Below are 23502 nucleotides of genomic sequence, written 5' to 3'. Positions count from 1 at the left end.
TACCCATCTGCCTGATGGGCACTTATCAGTCAGATTGATAAGCCCGCGGCCGCACTCGCCACCAGACATTCCTTGGCGCTTTTCTTGAGTTTCTTGATCAAACGCTCCTGGCGCAGTGCTTCGCTTTTATCGCGGCAGCGCTCGGTATAAACCAGCGCCACGGCCGGGCTCGACAGGAAGAAACGCGCGCCCTTGCCACTCTGATGGGTGGCGAAGCGACGCAGGGGATCGTCGCTGATCCCGCAGTAGAGCGAACCATTGGCCGCGCGAACGAGGTAGACGAACCAGGGTTTGCTGACGGGCAGCGACGGTTCGGCGGCAATGACGGAAGATTCGCTCGAGGTGCTCACGTGACGATCAAGGCTTGAAAGAAAACAAGCCGCAATCTTATCAGCGACTGGCCTGGAATGCCTTCAGGCCCTTCAAGGCCTGAGCACGCACGGCGTTTCTCACCAGCGGCGTCCAGCCCAGCAACAGCCCTTTGAAACCCAGTGCCTGACGCGACCAGCGCCACAGATCAAAACTGTCGTGGTGCTCGCAGATCTTGCCGTCGCGAAACACGAAACGCGCCTGAATGTCATTGACCACGATATTGCCGGTCTGGCTGAACAGGTACGTCGCCACCCAATGGGCGCCACCAGTGCGCTCATCGCTGCGCACGTTATCGAAGGTCAGGGAGAAGTCCTTGGCGCGGGTGGTGAGCATGCGCCACATATCGCCGGCATCGCGCCCGCGCAGCTCGCCGAACGCCGGATCACTGAACACCACGTCGTCGGTGTAGCAGGCGCTCATGGCCTCGGCATCAAGCCGCTGGAAGGCTTGATAGAACCGGGTGATCAAGGCGTCGTGGGCGTCACTCATGGGCAGGCTCCGAAAAATAGGCAGATTGCCAGCACGATAATCTGCAAACAGACGAAACACCATCAGCATTCGCCCCCCGAATACCGACAGTGTGTGCGAATCAGATCTTTTCGCTTTCGACCTGCACGTACAGCGAACGCCCGGCACCTAGGCCGGCGATGATCGCGCCGAGACCAATGACACCGAAGATCCAGCCCAGGGCGCTCCAGCCGCCGGTCCAGTCATGCACCACACCGACTGCGAACGGCCCCATGGATGCCAGGGTGTAGCCGAAGCCCTGTGCCATGCTCGACAGATTGGCCGCGACATGAGCATCCCGCGATCGCAACACGATCAGGGTCAATGCCAGGCTGAACGTAGCGCCCTGCCCCAGTCCCAGCAGGATTGCCCAGCCCCACAGGCCGTCGATCGACGCATACAGGCAACCGAACAAGCCGCCGAGGGTCATTGCCATGACGATCACGATGGCCAGTCGCTGATCCTTGCCACGGGTCGCCAGCCACGGTGCGGCCAGCGAGCTGATCAACTGGACGATCACCGAACCCGACAGCACCAGACCGGCCTGGGTTGGCGTCAGACCGCGACCGATCAGAATCGACGGCAGCCAACCGAATACGATGTAGGCCAGAGACGATTGCAGGCCCATGTACAAGGTCACTTGCCAGGCCAGCGGATCGCGCAACAGGCCTCGGACCCTATAGGCAACGTTATGTGCGCCGTGTTTCTGACCGACTTGCGGCAGCCAGAACATGGCTGCGACCAAGGCAGGAACCACCCAGAAGCCGAGGCCCAGCGCCCAGCTCTTGTCGAAATGTTCGCTCAACGGCACGGTCGCGCCAGCCGCCATGGCCGCGCCCAGGCACAGCGCCATGGTGTAGACGCCGGTCATGGTGCCGGCTTGTTTCGGGAAGTCGCGCTTGACGATGCCGGGTAGCAGCACGCCGATCACTCCGATGCTGGCGCCGGCCAGCACGCTGCCGGCGAACAGGCCAACCTCACCAAAGGAGCTGCGCAAAATGATCCCGCCGGCCAGCATCAGGAGAATCCCCAATACCACCCGCTCAGCACCAAAACGCCGCGCCAGCACCGGCGCCAACGGTGCGAACAGACCGAGGCAAAGGACCGGCAAGGTTGTCAGCAAACCGGCCTGGGCAGCCGATAACCCCAGCGTCTTCGAAACCTCGCTGAGCATCGGCGCCATGCTCGACAGCGCCGGACGCAGGTTCAGCGCCACCAGAATCAGACCCAGCAACAACAGCCACGGGCGCCGCAGGATCGGGTGACTTCGCTGAACCTGGTCGTCATCGGCCTCGGCATCGATCAACAACTCTTCAAGCTCCGCCGTGCGCTTGCGTTCAGAGAGGGTGCGGGCCTGCTGGCTGGATATTGGATTCTCGGTTTCAAGGTCCATTGATCAACTGCCTCGTGAGCGCTTTGGCTCTTTCCGGATCGCGTTGCTCGACGGCATCGAGCAATTCGATGTGCAGGTCGAATACCGCTTGGCGACGAGGGGTAATGTTCAGGGTTTGACGCAACTGCGCGCCCACGATGCTGGAGAAGTAGCGATACAGCTCGCTGAGGGTCGGGTTGTGCGCCGCGTCCACCAGACGACGGTGGAACACCAGGTCACAGGCGATGTAGGTGTCGAGATCACCGTGGTAATGACTGCCGCTGATGCCCAGCGCTTCGCGCAACGCCACCAGGTCTTCATCGGTGCGGCGTAACGCGGCCAGACCGATGGCTTCGACTTCCAGAATGTGCCGGGTTTCCCGCGCCTGTTCCTGAGAGCAGCGGGACAGCGCTTTCATGGTATCGAGCGGATCGACCACCGCCCGCAGGTAGCTACCGTCGCCCTGACGGATCTCGATCAGCCCGGAAAACGCCAACACGCGCATGGCTTCGCGCACGGTGTTGCGGCTGATGCCCAGCTCGGTCGCCAGTTCCGGCTCGGTAGGCAAGCGCTGGCCGACCGTCCAGACACCTTGATTGATGCGCAGGCGTAACTGATCCAGAGCCTGATCGACCAGGGATCGTTTAATTAATGGAGAAATTTCTGACATAGGACTCACCCTTTCATCCAATCATAGGATGAATTTTCTGACATGTTAGTCAACAACCGGAGAGACAACAAGCGGCTGCGATAGTCCGTATGCAAAGTCATTTCTTACACCACGGAGAGAATGAGCTGACATATCTAAGAGGAACCGGACGTCAGACTTCACGCCCAACTCGCGAACATGCTCGTTCGCTACGTAAAGAAGGAATGGGAATACACATGGAAGAAGTCAACTTCGGCAAGCAGCACAGCCGTTCTTTTTTTCTGGCGAAAAGTGAGCATCTGATTGCCGTACGCAGCCAAGCGGGGGTAGATTTGTCCACTCTCCTATGCTGTGAAAAAGCCTGTGAGGCACTGAACGGCAGTCATCTGTTGGCGCACATCGAGGACGCCGATGTACAGATCCTCAAGCTGCCAACCGAATCGGATTTTCCTCGGTGCAAAGCATTATTGCGTGAATTGCCGCAAGTGCGTTTCGCTGGCCGTGTACTCGTCGATCCCGACACTCAGGAACCTGTGCTCTACACCGAAAACATTTTTCTCAAGTTTATTGACCATCTCACCCCGACACAGTGCCTGGTCATACTCAAGACGCTGGGATTGACCATCAAACAACAGGTCCCCTACGCGACCAATGCCTTTTTCGTTCATCACCGGGACTGCCATGGCACGGCAGTTTGCTCATTCACACTGGCATTGCTCGAACGCGAGGATATCGAATACTGCCACCCGGAAATATTGCGTCTAGGCCAACGGCGGGCGATCCACGACAATCAGTGGCACCTGAAAAAGACCACAGTGACCTATCAGGTACACGTCGACGCCAGCGCCAACGTCGAAGCAGCCCATGATTTGACTCAGGGTGAAGGGATCGTCATCGCCGTCATTGATGATGCCTTTGATATCGATCATCCCGAGTTCTCCGGCGCTGGTAAAATTGTCGGCGCGCAAAACTTTGATCGCCGCAACGCCAAGCAAGGCCCTCGACCGAAAAATGCCAACGAGCGCCACGGCACGGCCGCGGCCGGTGTCGCGTGCGCCAATGGCCAAATTGGCGCCAGCGGCGTCGCCCCTCGGGCGAGCCTCATGCCGCTCAAGCTCACCAAGCCTTTGGGCGCACGGGCTGAAGCGGACGCGTTTTTCTGGGCCGCAGATCAAGGCGCCGATATCATTTCCTGCAGCTGGGGGCCTACCGAAGGCCATTGGGCCGACCCCACCGACCCACGGCACACGCAAGTATTTCCACTGGCCGCAAGTACCCGACTGGCCATCGACTATGCCGCGACCAAGGGTCGCAACGGAAAAGGCTGCCTCATCTTTTTCGGCGCAGGCAACGGAAACGAGTGCGTGGACAACGATGGGTATTCCAGCCACCCGTTGGTCATCGCTGTCGGAGCCTGCAATGACCAGAATCGGCGCAGTGCCTACAGCGACTATGGCAAGGCGCTCTGGTGCTGCTTTCCCAGCGGAGATCAGCCGCACCCGGACCCTAAGTTCAAGCCCGCCACATCAATCCCGCAGACCCGAGGCATTCGCACCACGGATCTGAGCGGCAAGTTTGCCGATCCTGACAATGCAGCCTACACCGAGTCATTCAGCGGCACCTCCAGCGCCTGCCCCGGTGCGGCCGGCGTAGCAGCACTGGTACTTGCGGCCAATCCAGCACTGGATCGCGAAGCTGTCCGCCAGATCCTAGCCGATTGTTGTGACAAAATCGGCCGTGCCGACGATGGGCTGCTTGGTCAATATGATCAGAATGGTCATAGCCATTACTACGGGTATGGTCGACTCAATGCACTTCAAGCGGTACACCTGGCGCTTGAGCGAAAGGAGCAGCGAGACTGAATCAGACTAAACGCTGATCCGGCTAAAATCCGTTTTCTCGCTGACTCCCAAGGAGCAAACGGGCGGGAGTGGCGCTGCCCGCCTGCTTTTCTCCCCTTACGAGCGCCAAGCCGCGCTCGCTTCCTGAGCCTCGACTCCCGGACAAAAATAAACCCGGAACAGAGTCCGGGTTTATTTCACTGCCAAGTGTCTATCAATGCAGGATCTGGCTCAGGAACAGCTTGGTGCGCTCGTTCTGCGGGTTGTCGAAGAAGTCGTTCGGCGCGGCCTGTTCGACGATTTCACCCTTGTCCATGAAGATCACGCGGTTGGCCACGGTACGGGCGAAGCCCATTTCGTGGGTTACGCAGAGCATGGTCATGCCGTCTTCCGCCAGGCCGATCATGGTGTCCAGAACCTCTTTCACCATCTCCGGGTCGAGTGCAGAAGTCGGTTCGTCGAACAGCATGATTTTCGGCTTCATGCACAGGGCACGGGCAATCGCCACACGCTGTTGCTGACCACCGGACAACTGCCCCGGGTATTTATGCGCCTGCTCCGGAATGCGTACGCGCTCCAGGTAGTGCATGGCAATTTCTTCGGCTTTGCGCTTGGGCATCTTGCGAACCCACATCGGCGCCAGGGTGCAGTTCTGCAGGATGGTTAAATGCGGGAACAGGTTGAAGTGCTGGAACACCATGCCGACTTCACGACGGATCGCTTCGATCTGCTTGAGGTCATTGGTCAGTTCCACACCATCGACCACAATGCGGCCCTGCTGGTGTTCTTCCAGACGATTGAGGCAACGGATGGTGGTCGATTTGCCAGAACCCGACGGGCCGCACAGCACGATACGCTCGCCTTGTTTGACGTTCAGGTTGATGTCTTTCAAGACGTGGAACTGGCCGTACCACTTGTTCACGCCCTGCATCTGAATAATGCCTTCAGGGCTCACAGGCTTTTTGATCGCTTCACTCATGGAGATACTCCTAACGCTTGTGGCCAGTGTCCAGCTTGCGTTCCAAATGCATGGAATAGCGGGACATACCAAAACAGAAAATCCAGAACACCAGGGCCGCAAACACATAGCCTTCAGTGGCCATGCCCAGCCATTTCGGGTCGGCGGCAGCTTGCTTGACGCTGTTGAGCAAGTCGAACAGACCGATGATGATCACCAGGCTCGTGTCCTTGAACAGCGCAATGAAGGTGTTGACGATGCCAGGAATCACCAGCTTCAGGGCTTGCGGCAGAATCACCAGGCCCATGCTGCGCCAGTAACCGAGGCCCATCGCCGCGGACGCTTCGTACTGACCTTTAGGGATCGCTTGCAGACCGCCACGCACCACCTCGGCGATGTACGCCGACTGGAACAGGATCACGCCGATCAGCGCCCGCAGCAATTTGTCGAAGTTCATGCCTTCGGGCAGGAACAACGGCAACATCACCGACGACATGAACAGCACCGTGATCAACGGCACACCGCGCCAGAACTCGATGAAGGTCACGCAGACCACCCGAATCGCCGGCATGTTCGAACGACGGCCCAGGGCCAGCACGATACCCAGCGGCAGTGCGCCGACGATACCGACGGTAGCGATCACCAGGGTCAGCATCAGGCCGCCCCACTGGCTGGTCGCCACCTGGCTCAGACCGAATACACCACCGTGCAGCAGGAGGTAGGCAATGATCGGATAGAGCACCAGAAAGCTCAGGCCGTAGATTGCCTTGTGCGGAACGCGTGCGATGAACAACGGCGCCACGCCAATCACCGCCAGCCACACGGTCAGGTCCACGCGCCAGCGCAAGTCCACCGGGTAGTAGCCATACATGAACTGGCCGAAGCGCTGTTCAATGAACACCCAGCAGGCGCCGGCCTTGGTGCAATCGGCACGGGTGGTGCCGACCCAATTGGCGTCAAGGATTGCCCAGCTCACGAGCGGCGGAACTATCAGGTAAATCAGATAGAACGCGAACAGCGTCAGCAGGGTGTTGATCCAGCTGGAAAACATGTGCGCCCGCATCCACGCCACGACACCGATGCTGCTGCTCGGTGGAGGCATGTCGGGTTTGAAAGTATGAGTCGTCATGCGCTCTTCCTTACCGCTCGATCAGCGCAATGCGCTTGTTGTACCAGTTCATCAGCAGGGAAATGCTGATACTGATCGCCAGGTACACGCTCATGGTGATGGCAATGACTTCGATCGCCTGCCCGGTCTGGTTCAGCACCGTACCGGCAAACAACGACACCATCTCCGGATAACCGATACCGGCCGCCAGCGAGGAGTTTTTCGCCAGGTTCAGGTATTGGCTGGTCAGCGGCGGAATGATCACGCGCAAGGCTTGCGGGATGATCACCTTGCGCAGGGTCGGACCGTTGCGCAGCCCCAGCGAGTGAGCCGCTTCGGTCTGGCCGTGGCTGACCGACTTGATGCCCGAACGTACGATTTCGGCGATGAACGCCGCGGTGTACACCGTCAGGGCCAGGGTCAGTGCCAACAGTTCCGGGATCAGTACCCAGCCACCGACGAAGTTGAAGCCTTGCAACTTTGGCATTTCCCAGTGCAGCGGCGCGCCGAAGATCAATGCGCACAGCGCAGGGATCACCAGGAACATCGCCAGGCCTACCCAGAACTTGTGGAACGGTACGCCGGTTTCTTCGAAACGCTTGTTGGCCCAGCGGCACATCAGCACGATCGCGACGATGGCCACGACGATACTTGCCACAAACGGCCAGAAACCGTCCGCTATCAACGCGGCGGGCATGTTGAGACCACGGCTGCTGACGAAGAAGGTGTCACCGAAGTTATGGCTGTTGCGCGGCCCTGGCATGGTCAGGAATACCGCGAAGTACCAGAACAGGATTTGCAGCAACGGCGGAATGTTACGGAAGACCTCGACATAAACCGTCGCCATCTTGGCAATGATCCAGTTCTTCGACAGCCGTGCCACACCGACGATGAAACCGAGGATCGTCGCCAGGATCACGCCGATGAACGTCACCAGCAATGTGTTGAGCAGGCCGATGACAAACACCCGGGCATAGCTGTCCGATTCGGTGTAGTCGATCAGGTGCTGAGCGATGCCGAAGCCGGCACTGCGCTCAAGAAAACTAAAACCGGAGGTAATGCCCCGGTGTTGCAGGTTGGTTTGAGTGTTGTCGAACAGGTACCAACCCATCCCGACCACGGCGATAACCGTAATAATCTGAAACAGCCAGGCACGCACTCGCGGATCGCTGAGGCTGAACCTCTGCTTTGGTGCGCCGATTGAATTTTGCATGAAGTGCCCCGGAAATAATGGAACAGAACATCACCCGGTGGTTGGCCCACCGGGTGATAGAACCATCAGCGCACTGGTGGTGCGTATTGAATGCCGCCGTTGGTCCACAGGGCGTTCAAGCCACGGTCGATTTCCAGCGGAGTACCCTTGCCGAGGTTTTTCTCAAAGACTTCGCCGTAGTTACCGACTTGCTTGACGATTTTCACCACCCAGTCTTTTGGCAGCTTCAGATCTTTGCCGTACTCACCGTCGGCGCCCAGCAGACGAGCAACGTCCGGGTTCTTGGTCGACTTGGCTTCTGCCTCGACGTTTTTCGAAGAGATACCGGCCTCTTCGGAGTTGAGCATCGCGTAGCCAACCCAACGAACGATTGCCAGCCACTCATCGTCGCCATTACGCACGACCGGCCCCAAAGGCTCTTTGGAGATGGTTTCAGGCAGAACGATGTAATCTTTCGGCGAGGCCAGTTTGCTGCGCTGTGCATACAACTGGGACTTGTCGGAGGTCAGCACGTCGCAACGACCGGATTCCAGCGACTTGGCGCTTTCATCGGAAGTGTCGAAAGTGATCGGGGTGTACTTCAGGCCGTTGGCGCGGAAGTAGTCGGACACGTTCAGCTCGGTGGTGGTACCGGCTTGAATACAGATGGTTGCGCCATCCAGTTCCTTGGCACTTTTCACGCCCAGCTTGCTGTTGGCCAGGAAGCCTACGCCGTCGTAATAGGTGATGAAGCCAGGAAACTTCAGGCCCATGCCCGCATCACGGGAGCTGGTCATGGTGGAGTTGCGCGACAGCAAGTCGATTTCGCCGGATTGCAGAGCAGTGAAACGCTCCTTGGCATTCAACTGGCTGAATTTGACCTTGGTCGCATCACCAAACACTGCAGCAGCTACAGCACGGCAAAAGTCCGCATCGATACCAACGATCTTGCCAGTGGAGTCCGGAACCGAGAAGCCCGGCAGACCATCACTGACACCGCACTGTAAAAAACCTTTCTTCTGCACTGCATCCAGGGTTGCACCCGCCTGAGCGAACCCACTGACACCGAGCACTGCGGCTGCAGTCACGACGGCCAGGGTGGATTTCAACATCTTCATTCAAACCTCCAGTTTTGCTCTTGTTGTGTCGGAGCTTGAGTCCTGTCGCACCCTTTTGAGGCGTTGCTGACCCGTGTCGGCTTTTTTTAGGGTCAACCGACGTAAGGACCGTCGCTATGAGTCTAGTAGGAGAAAATCCACTTCATGGATAACTCACTTCTCACCAATCGGCCGAACGGGCTGTAGCCCTTTCACGTTCGCGAAGCCCGTAGCGGCCACTGGCGAACATCCATCACCGGATTCTTTGCTATCCCACGACTAGCCATACACTGATAGTGTTACCGCCAGGCACGAGATTGGTTGCACAGGTTTCCCTATAGCAAAGCCCGTACCAGACCGCTCGCTAAAGCGATTCAGCGCAAGGTCAATAGCAAAACTTGCAACCTTGCGACATCTTCTTAACTGATCAACCCATTGCGCACTCGAACCTCGCACTTAATGAGAGCGCACGCACAACAATGGAGCAGACATGACCGAGCCCCTGATTCTTCAACCCGTCAAGCCCGCAGACGCCTGCGTAATCTGGCTGCATGGGCTGGGTGCCGACCGCTACGATTTTTTGCCAGTCGCCGAAGCGCTACAGGAAAACCTGCTCACTACCCGTTTCGTTTTGCCCCAGGCTCCGACCCGCGCCGTCACCATTAATGGTGGCTACGAGATGCCAAGCTGGTACGACATATTGGCCATGAGCCCGGCACGCGCCATCAGCCGCGAGCAGTTGGAGGAGTCCGCGCAACGGGTCGTGGAATTGATTGAAGTGCAGAAGGCCAGCGGAATAGACGCCTCGCGGATCTTTCTCGCCGGTTTTTCCCAGGGCGGCGCCGTGGTTTTGCACACAGCCTTCCTGAAATGGCAGGGACCGTTGGGCGGTGTACTTGCGCTCTCGACTTATGCCCCGACATTCAGCGATGAACTGGAGCTTTCCGCCAGCCAGCAGCGCATTCCCGTATTGTCGTTGCATGGCCAGTATGATGACGTCGTGCAAAACTCCATGGGCCGGACCGCCTACGAGTATTTGAAGCTGCATGGTGTCACCGTGACATGGCAGGAATACCCAATGGGCCACGAAGTGTTACCCGAAGAAATCCGCGACATCGGCGTCTGGCTCGCAGAGCGCTTGCGCTAAAAGCTCCCCTTTGATCCATCGCACTACGCCGCGCCCGATTCTTGCATTACACTGGCCGGCGTACATTCCTTAACCAATTGATGAGATGACCGTGCTCAAAGCACTCAAGAAAATGTTCGGTAAAAGCGAGGCTGAGCAGCTCGCGCCAGGCTCCAGCGCTCCTTCTCATACCACCAGCCACCGTACCGACGGTAATCAGTCTGGCCGGACCGCAACCGTAGCGGCACCGAAACACGAGCCGGTGACCACACCGACCACCCCCTCTGCTCCGGCCATTGCCTCTGAACAGCCGCGAACCGAAGCCCCGAAGCCGGCAAAACCACGCCGCGAACCGAAGCCAAAGGCGCCGGTCATCCCCTGGAAACTCGAAGACTTCGTCGTCGAACCCCAGGAAGGCAAAACCCGCTTCCACGACTTCAAGCTCGCCCCCGAGCTGATGCACGCCATTCAGGACCTGGGCTTCCCTTATTGCACGCCGATCCAGGCGCAGGTGCTTGGCTTCACCCTCGCCGGCAAAGACGCCATCGGTCGTGCCCAGACCGGTACTGGCAAAACAGCCGCGTTCCTGATTTCGATCATCACGCAGCTGCTGCAAACCCCGCCGCCCAAAGAACGCTACATGGGTGAGCCACGGGCACTGATCATCGCCCCGACCCGGGAACTGGTGGTGCAAATCGCCAAGGACGCGGCCGACCTGACCAAGTACACCGGCCTCAACGTCATGACGTTTGTCGGCGGCATGGACTTCGACAAGCAACTCAAGCACCTCGAAGCCCGTCACTGCGACATCCTCGTGGCCACTCCGGGCCGCTTGCTCGACTTCAACCAGCGCGGCGACGTACACCTGGACATGGTCGAAGTCATGGTGCTGGACGAAGCCGACCGGATGCTCGACATGGGTTTCATCCCGCAAGTGCGTCAGATCATTCGCCAGACCCCACCGAAGAGCGAGCGTCAGACGCTGCTGTTCTCCGCGACCTTCACCGACGACGTGATGAACCTCGCCAAGCAATGGACCACCGACCCGTCGATCGTCGAGATCGAAGCGCAGAACGTGGCCAGCGAAAACGTCGAGCAACACATCTACGCGGTGGCCGGCGCCGATAAATACAAACTGCTCTATAACCTGGTCAACGATAACGGCTGGGAACGAGTGATGGTCTTCGCCAACCGCAAGGACGAAGTGCGGCGCATCGAAGAACGCCTGGTGCGCGATGGCGTCAACGCCGCGCAACTGTCTGGCGATGTGCCGCAGCACAAGCGCATCAAGACCCTGGAAGGTTTCCGCGAAGGCAAGATCCGGGTGCTGGTCGCCACCGATGTGGCCGGTCGCGGCATTCACATCGACGGCATCAGCCACGTGATCAATTTCACCCTGCCGGAAGTCCCGGACGACTACGTGCACCGCATCGGTCGTACTGGCCGTGCCGGCGCCGATGGAGTGTCCATCAGCTTTGCCGGTGAAGACGACTCCTACCAGCTACCGTCCATCGAGGCGCTGTTGGGTCGCAAGATCAGTTGTGAAACGCCACCGACGCATCTGCTGCGGGCGGTTGAGCGCAAGCGCCCATAACGCGGGTCGCAGAATAAAAGGCGCAGCCGGAGACGGACTGCGCTTTTTTTTCGTCCGGTTTTTTTCAACAGGAGCTTGCTCGAGAAAACTAAAAGTCCATAATGGACAAATTAGTTTACTTTCAGCGCCCGGAGCCAACCATGCCCAGCACGCCTTACGTGATCACCCAACCCCAGGCCCGCGAACTGCTGGCGCAAGTCGACGTGCCGCAGATCTTGCGCAAGCTGTTCCGCGACCTGGCCGCCGGGCAAGCCGTGCAACCGGCCCAGCAGTTGGTGGAATTCCCGAAAGGTGCCGGGGACTTCATCAACTACCTGGGCGTGCTGGCCGAAGACGGCGTGTATGGCGTCAAGACATCGCCCTACATCGTGCGCGAGCAAGGCCCATTGGTGACCGCCTGGACGCTGTTGATGTCGATGCAGACCGGCCAACCACTGCTGCTCTGCGATGCCGGTGAACTGACCACGGCCCGTACCGCGGCGACGACAGCAGTGGCGGTCGATGCCCTCGCCCCGCTCAAGGCCCGGCGCCTGGCAATCATCGGCAGCGGCAAGGTCGCCCAGGCGCACCTGCACTACGTGAAGAACCTGCGAGACTGGCAAAGCATCAGCCTGTATTCGCCGAGCCTGCGCGGCAAGAACACCGAAGCACTGGCGCAACTCAAAAGCCTCGATCCACGGCTGACCCTCGCCGACAGTTGCGAAACCGCGACTCAAGACGCCGACGTGATCATGCTCTGCACTTCGTCCGCCGGACCGGTGATCGACCCGTCCACTTTGAGCAAGCCGGCGCTGATTACGTCTATCAGCACCAATGCTCCGCGTGCCCATGAAGTGCCGCCGCAGAACCTCAATGACATGCAGGTATTCTGCGACTATCGCCAGACCACCCCGGGCTCGGCCGGCGAAATGCTGATCGCCGGTGAACAGCATGGCTGGGACAAGCGCTCGATAGTCGGCGACCTGCCCGACTTGCTCAGCGGAAAAGTGCAGCGCCCGGACTACGACCGACCTGTGTTCTTCCGCTCCATCGGCCTGGGCCTGGAAGACATCGCACTGGCCAATGCCATTTACCGCCTACTGGGCTAACACCCGCTCCCACAGGGATCCCCAACAATTTCGGCATTTACGCCCCATCAGGAGACGTTCATGAGCCAGGCAGATTTCATCATCATCGGCGGCGGGATTGCCGGCGCTTCCACCGGTTTCTGGCTATCGAAACACGGACGGGTGATTGTGCTCGAGCGCGAATCCCATCCGGCCTATCACTCCACCGGACGCTCGGCGGCGCTCTATACCGCCGCCTACGGCACGCCCCAGGTTCGGGCATTGACCCTGGCCAGCCGCGACTTCTTCGACGCGCCACCGCCCGGTTTCTGCGAACACCCATTGCTGACCCCGCGCGGTGAGATGACCGTCGACTTCACGGGCGATCCGGCCGAGTTGAACAATCAATACCTGAGCGCCAAAGCCACCGTGCCGCAGATGCAACTGCTCAGCGCCGACGAAGCCTGCGCGCGACTGCCGATCCTGCGTCGGGAAAAAGTCCATGGCGCGATCTACGACCCGACCGCCAGCGACATCGATACCGATGCCCTGCACCAAGGCTATCTGCGCGGGATCCGGCGCAATAAAGGCGAGGTGCATACCGACAGCGAAGTGCTGAGCCTGACCCGGGATGCCGAAGGGTTGTGGCAGGTTCAAACCGCCACTCAAATCTTCAGCGCCCCGATCATCATCAATGCCGCCGGCGCCTGGGCCGACAAGGTTGGCGAGCTGGCCGGCGCCCGACCTCTGGGCCTGCAACCCAAGCGCCGGGCAGCCTTTATCTTCGCCGGCCCCGAGGGCCTGGATAGCCATGACTGGCCGATGCTGGTCAGCCTCGATGAATCTTTCTACATGAAGCCCGATGCCGGCATGTTCCTCGGCTCACCGGCCAACGCCGACCCGGTGGAACCACACGACGTGCAGCCTGAAGAGCTGGACATCGCCATGGGCATCTACCAGATCGAAGAGGCCACCACCCTGACCATCCGCCGCCCGACCCGTACCTGGGCCGGCTTGCGCAGTTTCGTGCACGATGGGGATTTGCTGTCCGGCTTCGATCAACACGTACCGGGCCTGTTCTGGGTGGCGGGACAGGGCGGCTACGGCATCCAGACGTCACCGGCCATGGGCCAGGCCAGTGCAGCACTGGTGCGCGGCGAGGCGTTGCCCGAACAGCTCTCCCGTTTTGGCCTGGACGCCGCGATGCTCTCCCCCGCCCGCCTGGGTTGACTGATCCTCAGGTGACGTGTCCACACGATTGCGGCAAACTTCCAGTGCCCCCTTTTAAAGGGGCACTGACGCTGGCCTGGAGCTCCATTGTATGAACGCACCTGAAAAAAACTCGGCCCTGGACAATGTGTCCATGGACAACTTCCGCGCGATTGCCGATGCCATCGCCACGTTGTTCTTCCCTCACGCCGAGGTGGTGCTGCACGACCTGCGCACGCAAAAGGTCGACTACATCGCCAACAACCTGTCCAAGCGGGAAATTGGAGACGACTCATCGCTGGAGGACATGCTCAGTGATGAGGTCAGTGAACGAAACATCGGGCCGTACGAAAAGCTCAACTGGGACGGCCAGAAAATTCGCAGCCTCAGCAGCGTACTGCGCGACAGTGAGGGGCAACCGCTGGCGGTGCTGTGCATCAACCTGAATATCTCGTTGTTCGAGAATGCGAAAGCAGCGCTGGATTTGTTCCTGTCGCCGACCAAGCTGATTCCGCAACCGGACTCACTGTTTCGCGATGACTGGCAGGAGCGGATCAACACTTTTCTGCATGCCTGGCTGCGCGAGCGTCAGTTGAGCCTGAATGTGCTGACCCGCGACCACAAACGCGAACTGGTGCTGGCGCTGCACGCCGAAGGCGCCTTCAAAGGCAAAAGCGCCTCCAACTATGTGGCCAATGTGCTGAACATGGGGCGGGCGACGGTGTACAAGCATTTGAAGGAACTGAAGGGCTAAAGATTTGCGGTGACTGTTCCGACCTCATCGTCGGAACGCCGCCCGGGCAAGCCCGCTCCCAGAGTGTCCGTGTCGTGTACAAAACATGAGTACACCACTGAACCTGTGGGAGCGGGCTTGCCCGCGATGGCGGTTAATCAATCGCCATAGATGTCGGACTTGAAGTACTTCTCCGAAATCTTCTGATATTCGCCACTGGCACGAATACCGTCGATAGCCGCGTTCAGTTCACCGACCAACTCGGCATTGCCCTTGCGCACCGCAATCCCGGCGCCCTCACCCACGTATTTCGGATCCTTGAGCTCCGGACCGGCAAAGGCGTAACCCTTGCCACGCGGCATCGACAGGAAGTCATTCAATGGAATGGTGTCGGCAAAAATGGCATCGAGGCGACCGGCAGCCAGGTCCATGTAGATTTCTTCGTTGTTGCCGTAACGCTTGACGTTGATGCCCTTGGGTTCGAAAACTTCGGTGGCGTAACGGTCCGTGGTGGTTGCGCGCTGTACGCCGACCGTCTTGCCCTTGAGGCTCGCATACTGGTCATCCACAACCGCGCCTTCTTTCATCACCAGTCGCGACGAAGTGAAGTAGTACTTGTGGGTGAAATCCACCGATTTCTTGCGGTCTTCATTGATGGTCATGGACGACAGCGCCATGTCGATTTTCTTCACTTTCAGGGAAGGAATCAGACCGTCGAATTCGCCTTCGACCCACACACACTTGACCTTCATCTGCGCGCACAGGGCGTTGCCGATGTCGTAGTCGAAACCGACGATTTCACCTTTATCGGTTTTAGACGCGAACGGCGGATAGGCCGCTTCAATACCGATACGCAGGCTTTTCTCGGCAGCGAACACACTACTGCACGCCAACAGGCTCAGGGCCAGACCGGTGATGAGGGGGAATTTCTTCATGTTCGTTCTCTCGCGGGTTGTTGTTGGTTTGGCAAGACAGAAGAAAAAACTGAAACAGGGAATGAATTTTTTGTACTTGGAATTCCATACTGGACTTTTATGTCTTGTCCGTCAATCGGGCGAACCGGCTTGGGCCTGGCCGATGGTCGGGTGGTGAGTCAGGGAGTTATCGGCTGAAGCGTATGGCCTCTTCGCGGGCAAGCCCGCGCCCACAGGGTTATGGGCACACAGGTCTATTGTGGGAGCGGGCTTGCCCGCGAAGACGGTTTAGAGAACAACAGAGCAGCAACAGGCTGTTTACTGCTTCCAGCGATCCGCCGCCGCATGATCGCTGTCGCGCCCTTCAACCCAGCGCGGGCCATCACGGGTGTTTTCTTTCTTCCAGAATGGTGCGCGGGTTTTCAGGTAGTCCATGACAAAGGCACAGGCATCGAACGCTGCCTGACGGTGAGCGCTGGCGGCACCGACGAATACGATCGGCTCGCCCGGCTCCAGCGCGCCGATGCGATGCAGCACTTCCAGCTTCAACAGTGGCCAGCGCTGCTCGGCCTCCGCGGCAATCTTGCCCAGGGCTTTTTCGGTCATGCCCGGGTAGTGCTCCAGAAACATCCCGGCAACGTCGAGGCCGTCATTGAAGTCGCGCACATAGCCGACAAAACTCACTACCGCACCGACTCCCACATTGGCCGCGTGCATGGCGTTGACTTCAGTACCCGGGTCGAATGGCGTGGGCTGCACGCGAATCGCCATGGCTCAGCCCCCAGTCACGGTTGGAAAGAAAGCCACTTCATCGCCATCGTTGACCGGTTCGTCGAGCTGGCAGAGGTCTTCGTTGCGGGCGCACATCAGGTTCTGCTCGCTCAGCACATCGGCCCCGTCACGTTGGGCCAGCAGCGCACGCACATCGTCGACCGTGGCGAAATCACCTTCAACCTTGACCGAGTCCACGCCGAGCGCTTCACGGTAACGGGCAAAAAACTTCACGGTCACGTTCATGGCTGCTCCGCCTGGAAATGGCCGCTCTTGCCGCCGAGCTTTTCCAGCAGCCGCACACTCTCGATGGTCATGCCGCGGTCCACGGCTTTGCACATGTCATAGATAGTCAGCGCCGCAACGCTGGCGGCGGTCAGCGCTTCCATTTCGACGCCGGTCTGCCCGGACAACTTGCAGCGCGCCACGATGCGCACAGTGTCGTCGCCTTCGGCACTGAGTTCGACCTTGACGCCGGTGAGCATCAACGGATGGCACAGAGGAATCAGATCGCTGGTTTTCTTCGCTGCCTGGATGCCGGCGATGCGCGCCACGGCGAACACGTCACCCTTGGGATGGCCGCCGCTGACGATCAACTGCAGGGTTTCGGGCAACATGCGCACCAGCGCTTGGGCCGTCGCTTCGCGGAACGTCACGGCTTTTTCGGTGACGTCGACCATATTGGCGCGACCTTGGGAATCGAGATGAGTCAGCACAGCGTTACTCCTGATCAGGAGCATCGATTGTAAACCTGCGGGTCAATTTTCCGCACGCACGATTATCCGATCACCTCAGGGTAAAAGTGTCACCCATAAAAAACCGGGCGGCTTCGGACCGCCCGGTTCTGTGGCGAGGGTTACAGATGCGATTCGGCGTATTCGGCCAGAATCGAACGAGGCACCCCTTGCAGGGTGATGTGTACACCGTTGGGGAAGTCTTTGAAGCGTTCGGTCAGGTACGTCAGCCCGGAGCTGGTGGCGGACAGGTAAGGGGTGTCGATCTGTGCCAGGTTGCCCAGGCACACCACTTTGGAACCGGCGCCGGCACGGGTGATGATGGTTTTCATCTGGTGCGGCGTGAGGTTCTGGCATTCATCGATCAGGATCAGACTCTGCTGGAAGCTGCGGCCTCGAATGTAGTTGAGGGATTTGAACTGCAACGGCACTTTGCTGAGGATGTAGTCGACGCTGCCATGGGTGCTTTCGTCATCCATGTGCAAGGCTTCGAGGTTGTCGGTGATGGCGCCCAGCCAAGGCTCCATCTTTTCCGCTTCGGTGCCGGGCAGAAAACCGATTTCCTGGTCGAGCCCCTGCACACTACGGGTGGCGATGATGCGCCGGTAGCGTTTGCTGACCATGGTCTGCTCGATGGCCGCCGCCAGGGCCAGGATGGTTTTACCGGAACCGGCCGCGCCGGACAGGTTGACCAGGTGAATGTCCGGGTCGAGCAAGGCATACAGCGCCAGGCTTTGATAGATGTCACGCGGTTTCAGGCCCCAGGCTTCCTGGTGCAACAGAGGTTCCTGATGCAGATCGAGGATCAGCAACTTGTCGACCTGGATTTCCTTGATCCAGCCGACAAAGCCCTGTTCGTCGATGATGAACTCATTGACGTGCACGGCAGGCAGGTTGTCGATCAACTGCACCTGATGCCAGGTGCGGCCATGATCCTGCCGGGTTTCGACCTTGCTCACACGGTCCCAGAAGGAGCCGGTCATGTTGTGGTAACCGTTGGGCAGCAACGAAACGTCGTCGACCAGTTGGTCGGTACTGTAGTCCTCGGCCGCGATCCCACAAGCCCGGGCCTTGAGGCGCATGTTGATATCTTTTGTGACCAGTACCACGGGCAGTTTTGCATCACGCGCGCGCAGGTCAATCAACTGGTTGATGATGATGTTGTCGTTAAGATGCTCGGGCAGAATGATGTTCGGCTCAGTGCGCTTGCTCATCAGAATTGACAGCAAGCCCTTGGGCCCACTCTTGCCACGCTGGATCGGAACACCGAGTTCGACGTCTTCGGGGCTGGCATCGCCCAGGGTCTTGTCGATCAGCCGAATGGCCTGACGGCATTCCGCTGCGACGCTGTGAGGCCCGCTCTTGAGCTTGTCCAGCTCTTCAAGCACGGTCATCGGGATCGCAACGTGGTGTTCTTCGAAGTTAAGCAGGGCGTTTGGATCGTGAATCAATACGTTGGTATCGAGTACATAAAGGATTGGCTGGTTGGAAGAAGAGCTACGTCCGTGATCATCCATACTCGGTCACCTTTGTGGGAGCCAGTCGACGCAATACCATGACAGTGCTGCGCCTCGAAGTGGCCACCGAAATCACCTGCTCAGACTCAAGTGATTGCAACCCAAACGGAGTCTTGGAAGACGCCACCTGTGTTGCAGGTTTCGGCGGTCTGTCTTCGTAATACTCCAAAACACATGACAGAAAAAAGCACTTTGACGTTTTTTTGAAGTTTATTTTTCAGAATGACCAATAGCACTTGGCGGACTGCCAGCACCCCGCTAAAGTCGGAAGTCCGCCTGCATCGAAATCTCTTCCAAAAACGCCCCTTCCCCAATGTTTACGGGCTTTCTCCGTTTCAGCGAAACCCGCCCTGACAGTTTTCCCAACCGATCCCGCTCGGCGCCGTTTGCGTCATGAGCCAAGGTAACGCGGTTTTCAGCGCATCCTGCTTCACATTGAAATTGATCACCCCGTGCCGCCACAGCAGCATCAGGGTCAGCACCCGTTGCGCACTCTGGCTGCCCTTGAGCTTGCCGGCGCCGTCCTGGGCATCGATGTCCCACAACGCCACCTGCAAGCCCTGAGACCTGAAGAAGCCTTCAGCATCGGACCGACGCTGGCCATCGGGTGGGCGAAACAAGGGCACGTAGTTCTCCGGCAGCTTGCCTTTGACCAGCTCGGCGCTGCGTCGCACCGAGTCCTGCCAGTCTTGCCAATGGCTGTGGGAACGGAATTCCCAACCCTGCACGCCAACGCATTGCTGCGAATAGGTCCCTTGCAGGCTGGTCGCCGAACCTTCAGCCAGACGGGCCTGGATGTCCTTGCCGAGGACGAAGAACGTCGCGCTCATGTTCGATTTGCGCAGGTACTCGGTGACCCAGGCAGTGTTGTCCGGCACGGCATTGGCAGCGCTGTCGAAAGTCAGCAGGAACAGACGATCATTCATCGCATCGCCATTGCGCTCATAGTCGCCAAAACGATCGACTTCACTGCTGGTCTGCGGAAACAGCGCGGCCTTGCGCAATTGCTCGTCCAGATACTGGGCGTGGAACAGCCGGCTCGGCTCGGCCCACTTGATGTAGTAGCTGTCGTCACTGATCTGAAACTTGGCCGCTTGCTCACGCAGGGTGTCCATGTCCTCGACCAGGAAACAGAAGGAGGCATCCTGATCGCAACTCTGCTGGGCGAAGTTGTAGTTGCTCAGCAAGCGCTGCCACATGCGCTGACGCAGTTGGTTGACCGACTCCAGATTGATGGTGCGCAGGCCCAGGCGTTGAGCCAGGCTCGCTTCATCCAGCGATTCGCTGGCGAGCAGGACGCGAGCGAACATGAGGATTTCGGCCCGGGAGGCAACGTCGAACAGGGTCGGGTTGCTGAGTTGTTCAGGCCAGGTGCTGCGATCCAGTGTCGCCACATCCCCCGGTGCCGCCATGGCACCAAAGCTCAACAGCCCGGCGAAGAATAGAAAAACGATACGCAATGGGATGTCTCCATAACAAAACCCGCGCGGCACTATAGCCGATCCCGCTCACATTCCCGCACCAGCACCGATCTCCTGTAGGAGCGAGGCTTGCCCGCGAAGGCGGTGTATCAGTTGGCATCATCGGTAACTGACACACCGCCTTCGCGGGCAAGCCTCGCTCCTACAGGTTTTGTAGCCGCCGATCACCTATGACCTTGATAGCTGGAGTCAACACAGACAACCCCCTAGAATCGCCCCCACGATTAAAGGAGCCGACTTCATGCTGATGGTGATTTCCCCCGCCAAGACCCTCGATTACGAAACACCGCCGGCGACCCAGCGCTTCACTCAGCCGCAATACCTCGACCACTCCCAGGAACTGATCCTGCAACTGCGCGACCTGACGCCGGCGCAGATCAGCGAACTGATGCACGTCTCCGACAAGATTGGCGGCCTCAATGCCGCACGTTTCGGCAGTTGGACCCCGGCTTTCACCCCGGAAAATGCCAAGCAGGCGTTGCTGGCGTTCAAGGGCGATGTGTACACCGGCCTGAATGCACAGACCTTCAGCGAAGCCGACTTCGATTACGCCCAGCAGCACTTGCGCATGCTCTCCGGCCTGTATGGCCTGCTGCGCCCTCTGGACCTGATGCAGCCTTATCGGCTGGAGATGGGCACCAAACTGGCCAATGCCCGTGGCAAAGACCTGTACGCCTTCTGGGGCACGCGGATCAGCGAATGGCTGAACGAAGCGCTGGCCGATCAGGGCGACGATGTGCTGCTGAACCTCGCTTCCAACGAATACTTCTCGGCGGTCAAACGCAGCGCCTTGAACGCACGCATCATCAATACCGAGTTCAAGGACTTGAAGAACGGCCAGTACAAAATCATCAGCTTCTACGCGAAAAAAGCCCGCGGGATGATGAGCCGCTTCGTCATTGAAGAACGCATCAATGACCCGGCTGCCCTCAAGCAGTTCGACATTCAGGGTTATCGCTATAGCAGCGAACAGTCTAAACCGGACAATCTGGTGTTCCTGCGCGATCACGCCCCGGAATAACCAGAGCCGCACTCAATCAGCGCACGACATCGAACAACTTTGTCGTGCGCCCCCCCTTCCATCCTCGAACAATCCCCGCCATTTCGCCGACTTATTGGCGCCAAAAAACAAGCACTCGATTTTCTAACTTTTGTTTCACTCGACTTTGCTGATTTTTTTCAGTAGTGGCACTGAAAATTTTTATGGATAGTGGCAAAAAAATATCCAAGGCAATAATCACCCTATATATAAAGGGCGAAACGGCAAGTGCTATCAATATGAAAGCAGTGCCATCTTTTTCAATATTTCAAGAAATTTCAGAAATCGCGATGGGCGGACTGGAACTATGTCCAAATGCGCCGCTCATACCACCCGTAACGATTCTCTCGGCGAACGTACGAGATAACTTACACAGAGAAGCGGTCCCGATAGCGAAGTTGTCACATTAACTTGAACTTATGGATCACTTGTTTGGGCAACACATGAAGGACAGGAGATAACGCACCATTAATATCCCCTACAAGGCCACGGCTGCGCCCCTATAAACGTGCTCACCCGAGCACCCAACCGCTTGATTTACAGGCTTTTGTCCTGGCATTGAGCGCGCAAGACCTTTGCACGAACGTCCTCTGATTAGAGGGTCGGCTGCATAACAGGGCACGTCATAACAATAAGGCCTGGTTGCGCACATCTTGAGTGCACTTATTTAGACACTCGGAACTTAGCATGCCTGCACCCGGCATTGTGACGCCTTTAAGGCCGCACTTGCGAGTGCACTACGACCGCTGAACACCATTAACTCCGGCCATGTAATGGCTTGTTGAATACAGTCTTGATAACTGAGAGGTAAATGCGATGCGCATCAGCATATTTGGTTTGGGTTACGTCGGTGCAGTCTGTGCCGGTTGCCTGTCTGCACGGGGCCATGACGTCGTTGGCGTCGATGTTGCCAAAGACAAGATCGATATGATCAACGCCGGTCGTTCGCCGATCGTTGAACCCGGTCTGGGCGAACTTCTGAAACAGGGCATCGAGACTGGCCGTCTGCGCGGTACGACCAACTTCGCCGAGGCGATTCGCGACACCGACCTGTCGATGATCTGCGTCGGCACGCCGAGCAAAAAGAACGGCGACCTGGAACTGAACTACATCGAGGCCGTGTGCCGCGAAATCGGTTTTGTTCTGCGTGACAAAACCACCCGCCACACCATCGTCGTGCGCAGCACCGTGTTGCCGGGCACCGTGGCAAACGTGGTCATCCCGATTCTCGAAGATTGCTCCGGCAAGAAAGCCGGTGTCGACTTCGGTGTTGCCGTGAACCCTGAGTTCCTGCGTGAAAGCACCGCGATCGCCGACTACGACCAGCCGCCAATGACCGTCATCGGTGAGTTCGACAAGGCTTCGGGCGACGTTCTGCAATCGCTGTACGAAGAACTCGACGCGCCGATCATCCGCAAGGACATCGCCGTTGCCGAGATGATCAAGTACACCTGCAACGTGTGGCACGCCACCAAGGTGACCTTCGCCAACGAGATCGGCAACATCGCCAAGGCTGTCGGCGTCGATGGCCGTGAAGTGATGGAAGTGGTCTGCCAGGACAAGACACTGAACCTGTCCCAGTACTACATGCGTCCTGGCTTCGCGTTCGGCGGCTCCTGCCTGCCGAAAGACGTCCGCGCCCTGACCTACCGTGCCGGTTCCCTGGACGTGGAAGCACCGCTGCTCAACTCGCTGATGCGCAGTAACGAGTCCCAGGTGCAGAACGCGTTCGACATCGTCTCCAGCCACGACAAACGCAAAGTCGCCCTGCTGGGCCTGAGCTTCAAGGCCGGCACCGACGACCTGCGCGAAAGTCCGCTGGTCGACCTGGCGGAAATGCTGATCGGCAAGGGCTACGACCTGAGCATCTACGACAGCAACGTCGAGTACGCCCGTGTCCACGGTGCGAACAAAGATTACATCGAGTCGAAGATCCCTCACGTCTCGTCCTTGCTCAACTCGAACTTCGAGGACGTGATCAACAACTCCGACGTGATCATCCTCGGTAACCGTGACGAGAAATTCCGCGCCCTGGCGCTGGAAGCACCGCACGGCAAGCAAGTGATCGACCTGGTCGGCTTCATGTCCAAAGCCACCAGCGTGAGTGGCCGGACTGAAGGCATCTGCTGGTAATACACCGCCCCCTGTAGGAGCGAGCGGGCGGCGAACCTGACAACGTGGCGTGTCAGGTTCGCAACCTTCGGGGGCAAGCTCGCTCTCACAGGTCCGATGAGATCGCCTT

General features: G+C 58.6%; 22 protein-coding genes. 8 read left to right on the top strand and 14 right to left on the bottom strand.

From position 1 onward, the window contains the following. Window positions 1–29: 29 nt before the first annotated feature. From AC30D7_RS10060 to AC30D7_RS10045, 4 genes are all read right to left on the bottom strand, one after another. On the bottom strand, window positions 30–350 hold the full coding sequence (locus AC30D7_RS10060; RefSeq protein WP_490133940.1) for a GIY-YIG nuclease family protein: 321 nt from the start codon (window positions 348–350) through the stop codon (window positions 30–32). Between the two features lie 40 nt (window positions 351–390). Then, window positions 391–861 carry a nuclear transport factor 2 family protein gene (locus AC30D7_RS10055; protein WP_490133939.1) on the bottom strand — a complete coding sequence of 157 codons (471 nt, stop codon included), beginning with the start codon at window positions 859–861 and terminating at the stop codon, window positions 391–393. A 100-nt stretch (window positions 862–961) separates the two neighbouring features. After that, window positions 962–2272, bottom strand: a complete 1311-nt coding sequence (locus tag AC30D7_RS10050; RefSeq protein ID WP_490133938.1) for a CynX/NimT family MFS transporter — start codon at window positions 2270–2272, stop codon at window positions 962–964. Continuing rightward, window positions 2262–2921, bottom strand: coding sequence for a FadR/GntR family transcriptional regulator (locus AC30D7_RS10045; RefSeq protein ID WP_490133937.1), 660 nt, complete (start codon window positions 2919–2921; stop codon window positions 2262–2264). The genes AC30D7_RS10050 and AC30D7_RS10045 overlap by 11 nt, the downstream gene beginning before the upstream one ends. Before the next feature lie 215 nt (window positions 2922–3136). Between AC30D7_RS10045 and AC30D7_RS10040 the strand changes: the two genes are divergently transcribed. Continuing rightward, complete coding sequence (locus AC30D7_RS10040; protein WP_490133936.1) at window positions 3137–4762, top strand: S8 family peptidase; 1626 nt, start codon at window positions 3137–3139, stop codon at window positions 4760–4762. A gap of 193 nt (window positions 4763–4955) precedes the next feature. Here AC30D7_RS10040 and AC30D7_RS10035 read toward each other — a convergent pair whose 3' ends face one another. The 4 genes from AC30D7_RS10035 to AC30D7_RS10020 all read right to left on the bottom strand — a co-directional run bounded on the left by AC30D7_RS10035 (window position 4956) and on the right by AC30D7_RS10020 (window position 9117). Next, window positions 4956–5720: an amino acid ABC transporter ATP-binding protein gene (locus AC30D7_RS10035; protein ID WP_007905492.1), complete on the bottom strand. Its 765-nt coding sequence runs from the start codon at window positions 5718–5720 to the stop codon at window positions 4956–4958. A 10-nt stretch (window positions 5721–5730) separates the two neighbouring features. Continuing rightward, on the bottom strand, window positions 5731–6828 hold the full coding sequence (locus tag AC30D7_RS10030; RefSeq protein ID WP_490133935.1) for an amino acid ABC transporter permease: 1098 nt from the start codon (window positions 6826–6828) through the stop codon (window positions 5731–5733). 10 nt (window positions 6829–6838) lie between these two features. Next, window positions 6839–8020 (bottom strand): amino acid ABC transporter permease, encoded by a 1182-nt coding sequence (locus tag AC30D7_RS10025; protein ID WP_490133934.1) that lies wholly within the window; start codon window positions 8018–8020, stop codon window positions 6839–6841. Between the two features lie 65 nt (window positions 8021–8085). Further along, a complete protein-coding gene (locus AC30D7_RS10020) occupies window positions 8086–9117 on the bottom strand; it encodes an amino acid ABC transporter substrate-binding protein (RefSeq protein WP_490133933.1) in 1032 nt (343 codons plus the stop codon). A gap of 469 nt (window positions 9118–9586) precedes the next feature. On the opposite strand from AC30D7_RS10020, the gene AC30D7_RS10015 reads away from it, so the two are divergent. The 5 genes from AC30D7_RS10015 (at window position 9587) to AC30D7_RS09995 (ending at window position 14825) form a co-directional block, all read left to right on the top strand. Then, window positions 9587–10243, top strand: coding sequence for an alpha/beta hydrolase (locus AC30D7_RS10015; RefSeq protein ID WP_490133932.1), 657 nt, complete (start codon window positions 9587–9589; stop codon window positions 10241–10243). A gap of 85 nt (window positions 10244–10328) precedes the next feature. Continuing rightward, window positions 10329–11816 (top strand): ATP-dependent RNA helicase RhlB, encoded by a 1488-nt coding sequence (rhlB, locus tag AC30D7_RS10010; RefSeq protein ID WP_490133931.1) that lies wholly within the window; start codon window positions 10329–10331, stop codon window positions 11814–11816. Between the two features lie 140 nt (window positions 11817–11956). Then, entirely contained in the window at window positions 11957–12904 is a 948-nt protein-coding gene (locus AC30D7_RS10005) for an ornithine cyclodeaminase family protein (RefSeq protein ID WP_490133930.1), read from the top strand. A 60-nt stretch (window positions 12905–12964) separates the two neighbouring features. Next, window positions 12965–14092: an NAD(P)/FAD-dependent oxidoreductase gene (locus tag AC30D7_RS10000; RefSeq protein ID WP_490133929.1), complete on the top strand. Its 1128-nt coding sequence runs from the start codon at window positions 12965–12967 to the stop codon at window positions 14090–14092. A gap of 91 nt (window positions 14093–14183) precedes the next feature. After that, window positions 14184–14825, top strand: a complete 642-nt coding sequence (locus tag AC30D7_RS09995) for a helix-turn-helix transcriptional regulator (protein WP_490133928.1) — start codon at window positions 14184–14186, stop codon at window positions 14823–14825. Between the two features lie 137 nt (window positions 14826–14962). On the opposite strand, the gene AC30D7_RS09990 is transcribed toward AC30D7_RS09995, so the two are convergent. The 6 genes from AC30D7_RS09990 to AC30D7_RS09965 all read right to left on the bottom strand — a co-directional run bounded on the left by AC30D7_RS09990 (window position 14963) and on the right by AC30D7_RS09965 (window position 20152). Then, the gene (locus tag AC30D7_RS09990; RefSeq protein WP_490133927.1) at window positions 14963–15739 is read right to left on the bottom strand and encodes an ABC transporter substrate-binding protein; all 777 of its coding nucleotides are present in this window, start codon (window positions 15737–15739) and stop codon (window positions 14963–14965) included. 297 nt (window positions 15740–16036) lie between these two features. Continuing rightward, entirely contained in the window at window positions 16037–16489 is a 453-nt protein-coding gene (gene moaE / locus AC30D7_RS09985) for a molybdopterin synthase catalytic subunit MoaE (RefSeq protein WP_192346100.1), read from the bottom strand. 3 nt (window positions 16490–16492) lie between these two features. After that, complete coding sequence (moaD, locus tag AC30D7_RS09980; RefSeq protein WP_490133926.1) at window positions 16493–16735, bottom strand: molybdopterin converting factor subunit 1; 243 nt, start codon at window positions 16733–16735, stop codon at window positions 16493–16495. After that, a complete protein-coding gene (moaC, locus tag AC30D7_RS09975) occupies window positions 16732–17205 on the bottom strand; it encodes a cyclic pyranopterin monophosphate synthase MoaC (protein ID WP_028940343.1) in 474 nt (157 codons plus the stop codon). The genes moaD and moaC overlap by 4 nt, the downstream gene beginning before the upstream one ends. 140 nt (window positions 17206–17345) lie before the next feature. Further along, window positions 17346–18740, bottom strand: coding sequence for a PhoH family protein (locus AC30D7_RS09970; RefSeq protein ID WP_490133925.1), 1395 nt, complete (start codon window positions 18738–18740; stop codon window positions 17346–17348). Window positions 18741–19075: 335 nt separating this feature from the next. Continuing rightward, the gene (locus AC30D7_RS09965; RefSeq protein ID WP_490133970.1) at window positions 19076–20152 is read right to left on the bottom strand and encodes a polysaccharide deacetylase family protein; all 1077 of its coding nucleotides are present in this window, start codon (window positions 20150–20152) and stop codon (window positions 19076–19078) included. Between the two features lie 310 nt (window positions 20153–20462). Between AC30D7_RS09965 and yaaA the strand changes: the two genes are divergently transcribed. After that, window positions 20463–21242 carry a peroxide stress protein YaaA gene (gene yaaA / locus AC30D7_RS09960; RefSeq protein ID WP_490133924.1) on the top strand — a complete coding sequence of 260 codons (780 nt, stop codon included), beginning with the start codon at window positions 20463–20465 and terminating at the stop codon, window positions 21240–21242. Window positions 21243–22076: 834 nt separating this feature from the next. Beyond that, window positions 22077–23393, top strand: a complete 1317-nt coding sequence (locus AC30D7_RS09955; protein ID WP_490133923.1) for a nucleotide sugar dehydrogenase — start codon at window positions 22077–22079, stop codon at window positions 23391–23393. Window positions 23394–23502 lie beyond the last annotated feature (109 nt).

This window comes from Pseudomonas sp. DF5, assembly GCF_058148225.1.
Note: the sequence above shows the minus strand (reverse complement) of the source record. Positions and strands in the feature narration are given on the sequence as shown.

Bases quoted from the DNA above. Each gene is read 5' to 3' on its own strand.
- AC30D7_RS10055 (WP_490133939.1), bottom strand. From the start codon at position 861: ATGAGTGACGCCCACGACGCCTTGATCACCCGGTTCTATCAAGCCTTC.
- moaD (WP_490133926.1), bottom strand. From the start codon at position 16,735: ATGAACGTGACCGTGAAGTTTTTTGCCCGTTACCGTGAAGCGCTCGGC.
- AC30D7_RS10000 (WP_490133929.1), top strand. From the start codon at position 12,965: ATGAGCCAGGCAGATTTCATCATCATCGGCGGCGGGATTGCCGGCGCT.
- AC30D7_RS09965 (WP_490133970.1), bottom strand. From the start codon at position 20,152: ATGGCGGCACCGGGGGATGTGGCGACACTGGATCGCAGCACCTGGCCT.
- AC30D7_RS09990 (WP_490133927.1), bottom strand. From the start codon at position 15,739: ATGAAGAAATTCCCCCTCATCACCGGTCTGGCCCTGAGCCTGTTGGCG.
- yaaA (WP_490133924.1), top strand. From the start codon at position 20,463: ATGCTGATGGTGATTTCCCCCGCCAAGACCCTCGATTACGAAACACCG.
- AC30D7_RS10030 (WP_490133935.1), bottom strand. From the start codon at position 6,828: ATGACGACTCATACTTTCAAACCCGACATGCCTCCACCGAGCAGCAGC.
- AC30D7_RS10025 (WP_490133934.1), bottom strand. From the start codon at position 8,020: ATGCAAAATTCAATCGGCGCACCAAAGCAGAGGTTCAGCCTCAGCGAT.
- AC30D7_RS09955 (WP_490133923.1), top strand. From the start codon at position 22,077: ATGCGCATCAGCATATTTGGTTTGGGTTACGTCGGTGCAGTCTGTGCC.
- AC30D7_RS10050 (WP_490133938.1), bottom strand. From the start codon at position 2,272: ATGGACCTTGAAACCGAGAATCCAATATCCAGCCAGCAGGCCCGCACC.
- AC30D7_RS10045 (WP_490133937.1), bottom strand. From the start codon at position 2,921: ATGTCAGAAATTTCTCCATTAATTAAACGATCCCTGGTCGATCAGGCT.
- AC30D7_RS10040 (WP_490133936.1), top strand. From the start codon at position 3,137: ATGGAAGAAGTCAACTTCGGCAAGCAGCACAGCCGTTCTTTTTTTCTG.
- AC30D7_RS10005 (WP_490133930.1), top strand. From the start codon at position 11,957: ATGCCCAGCACGCCTTACGTGATCACCCAACCCCAGGCCCGCGAACTG.
- moaE (WP_192346100.1), bottom strand. From the start codon at position 16,489: ATGGCGATTCGCGTGCAGCCCACGCCATTCGACCCGGGTACTGAAGTC.
- AC30D7_RS10035 (WP_007905492.1), bottom strand. From the start codon at position 5,720: ATGAGTGAAGCGATCAAAAAGCCTGTGAGCCCTGAAGGCATTATTCAG.
- AC30D7_RS10015 (WP_490133932.1), top strand. From the start codon at position 9,587: ATGACCGAGCCCCTGATTCTTCAACCCGTCAAGCCCGCAGACGCCTGC.
- rhlB (WP_490133931.1), top strand. From the start codon at position 10,329: ATGACCGTGCTCAAAGCACTCAAGAAAATGTTCGGTAAAAGCGAGGCT.
- AC30D7_RS09995 (WP_490133928.1), top strand. From the start codon at position 14,184: ATGAACGCACCTGAAAAAAACTCGGCCCTGGACAATGTGTCCATGGAC.
- AC30D7_RS10020 (WP_490133933.1), bottom strand. From the start codon at position 9,117: ATGAAGATGTTGAAATCCACCCTGGCCGTCGTGACTGCAGCCGCAGTG.
- AC30D7_RS09970 (WP_490133925.1), bottom strand. From the start codon at position 18,740: ATGGATGATCACGGACGTAGCTCTTCTTCCAACCAGCCAATCCTTTAT.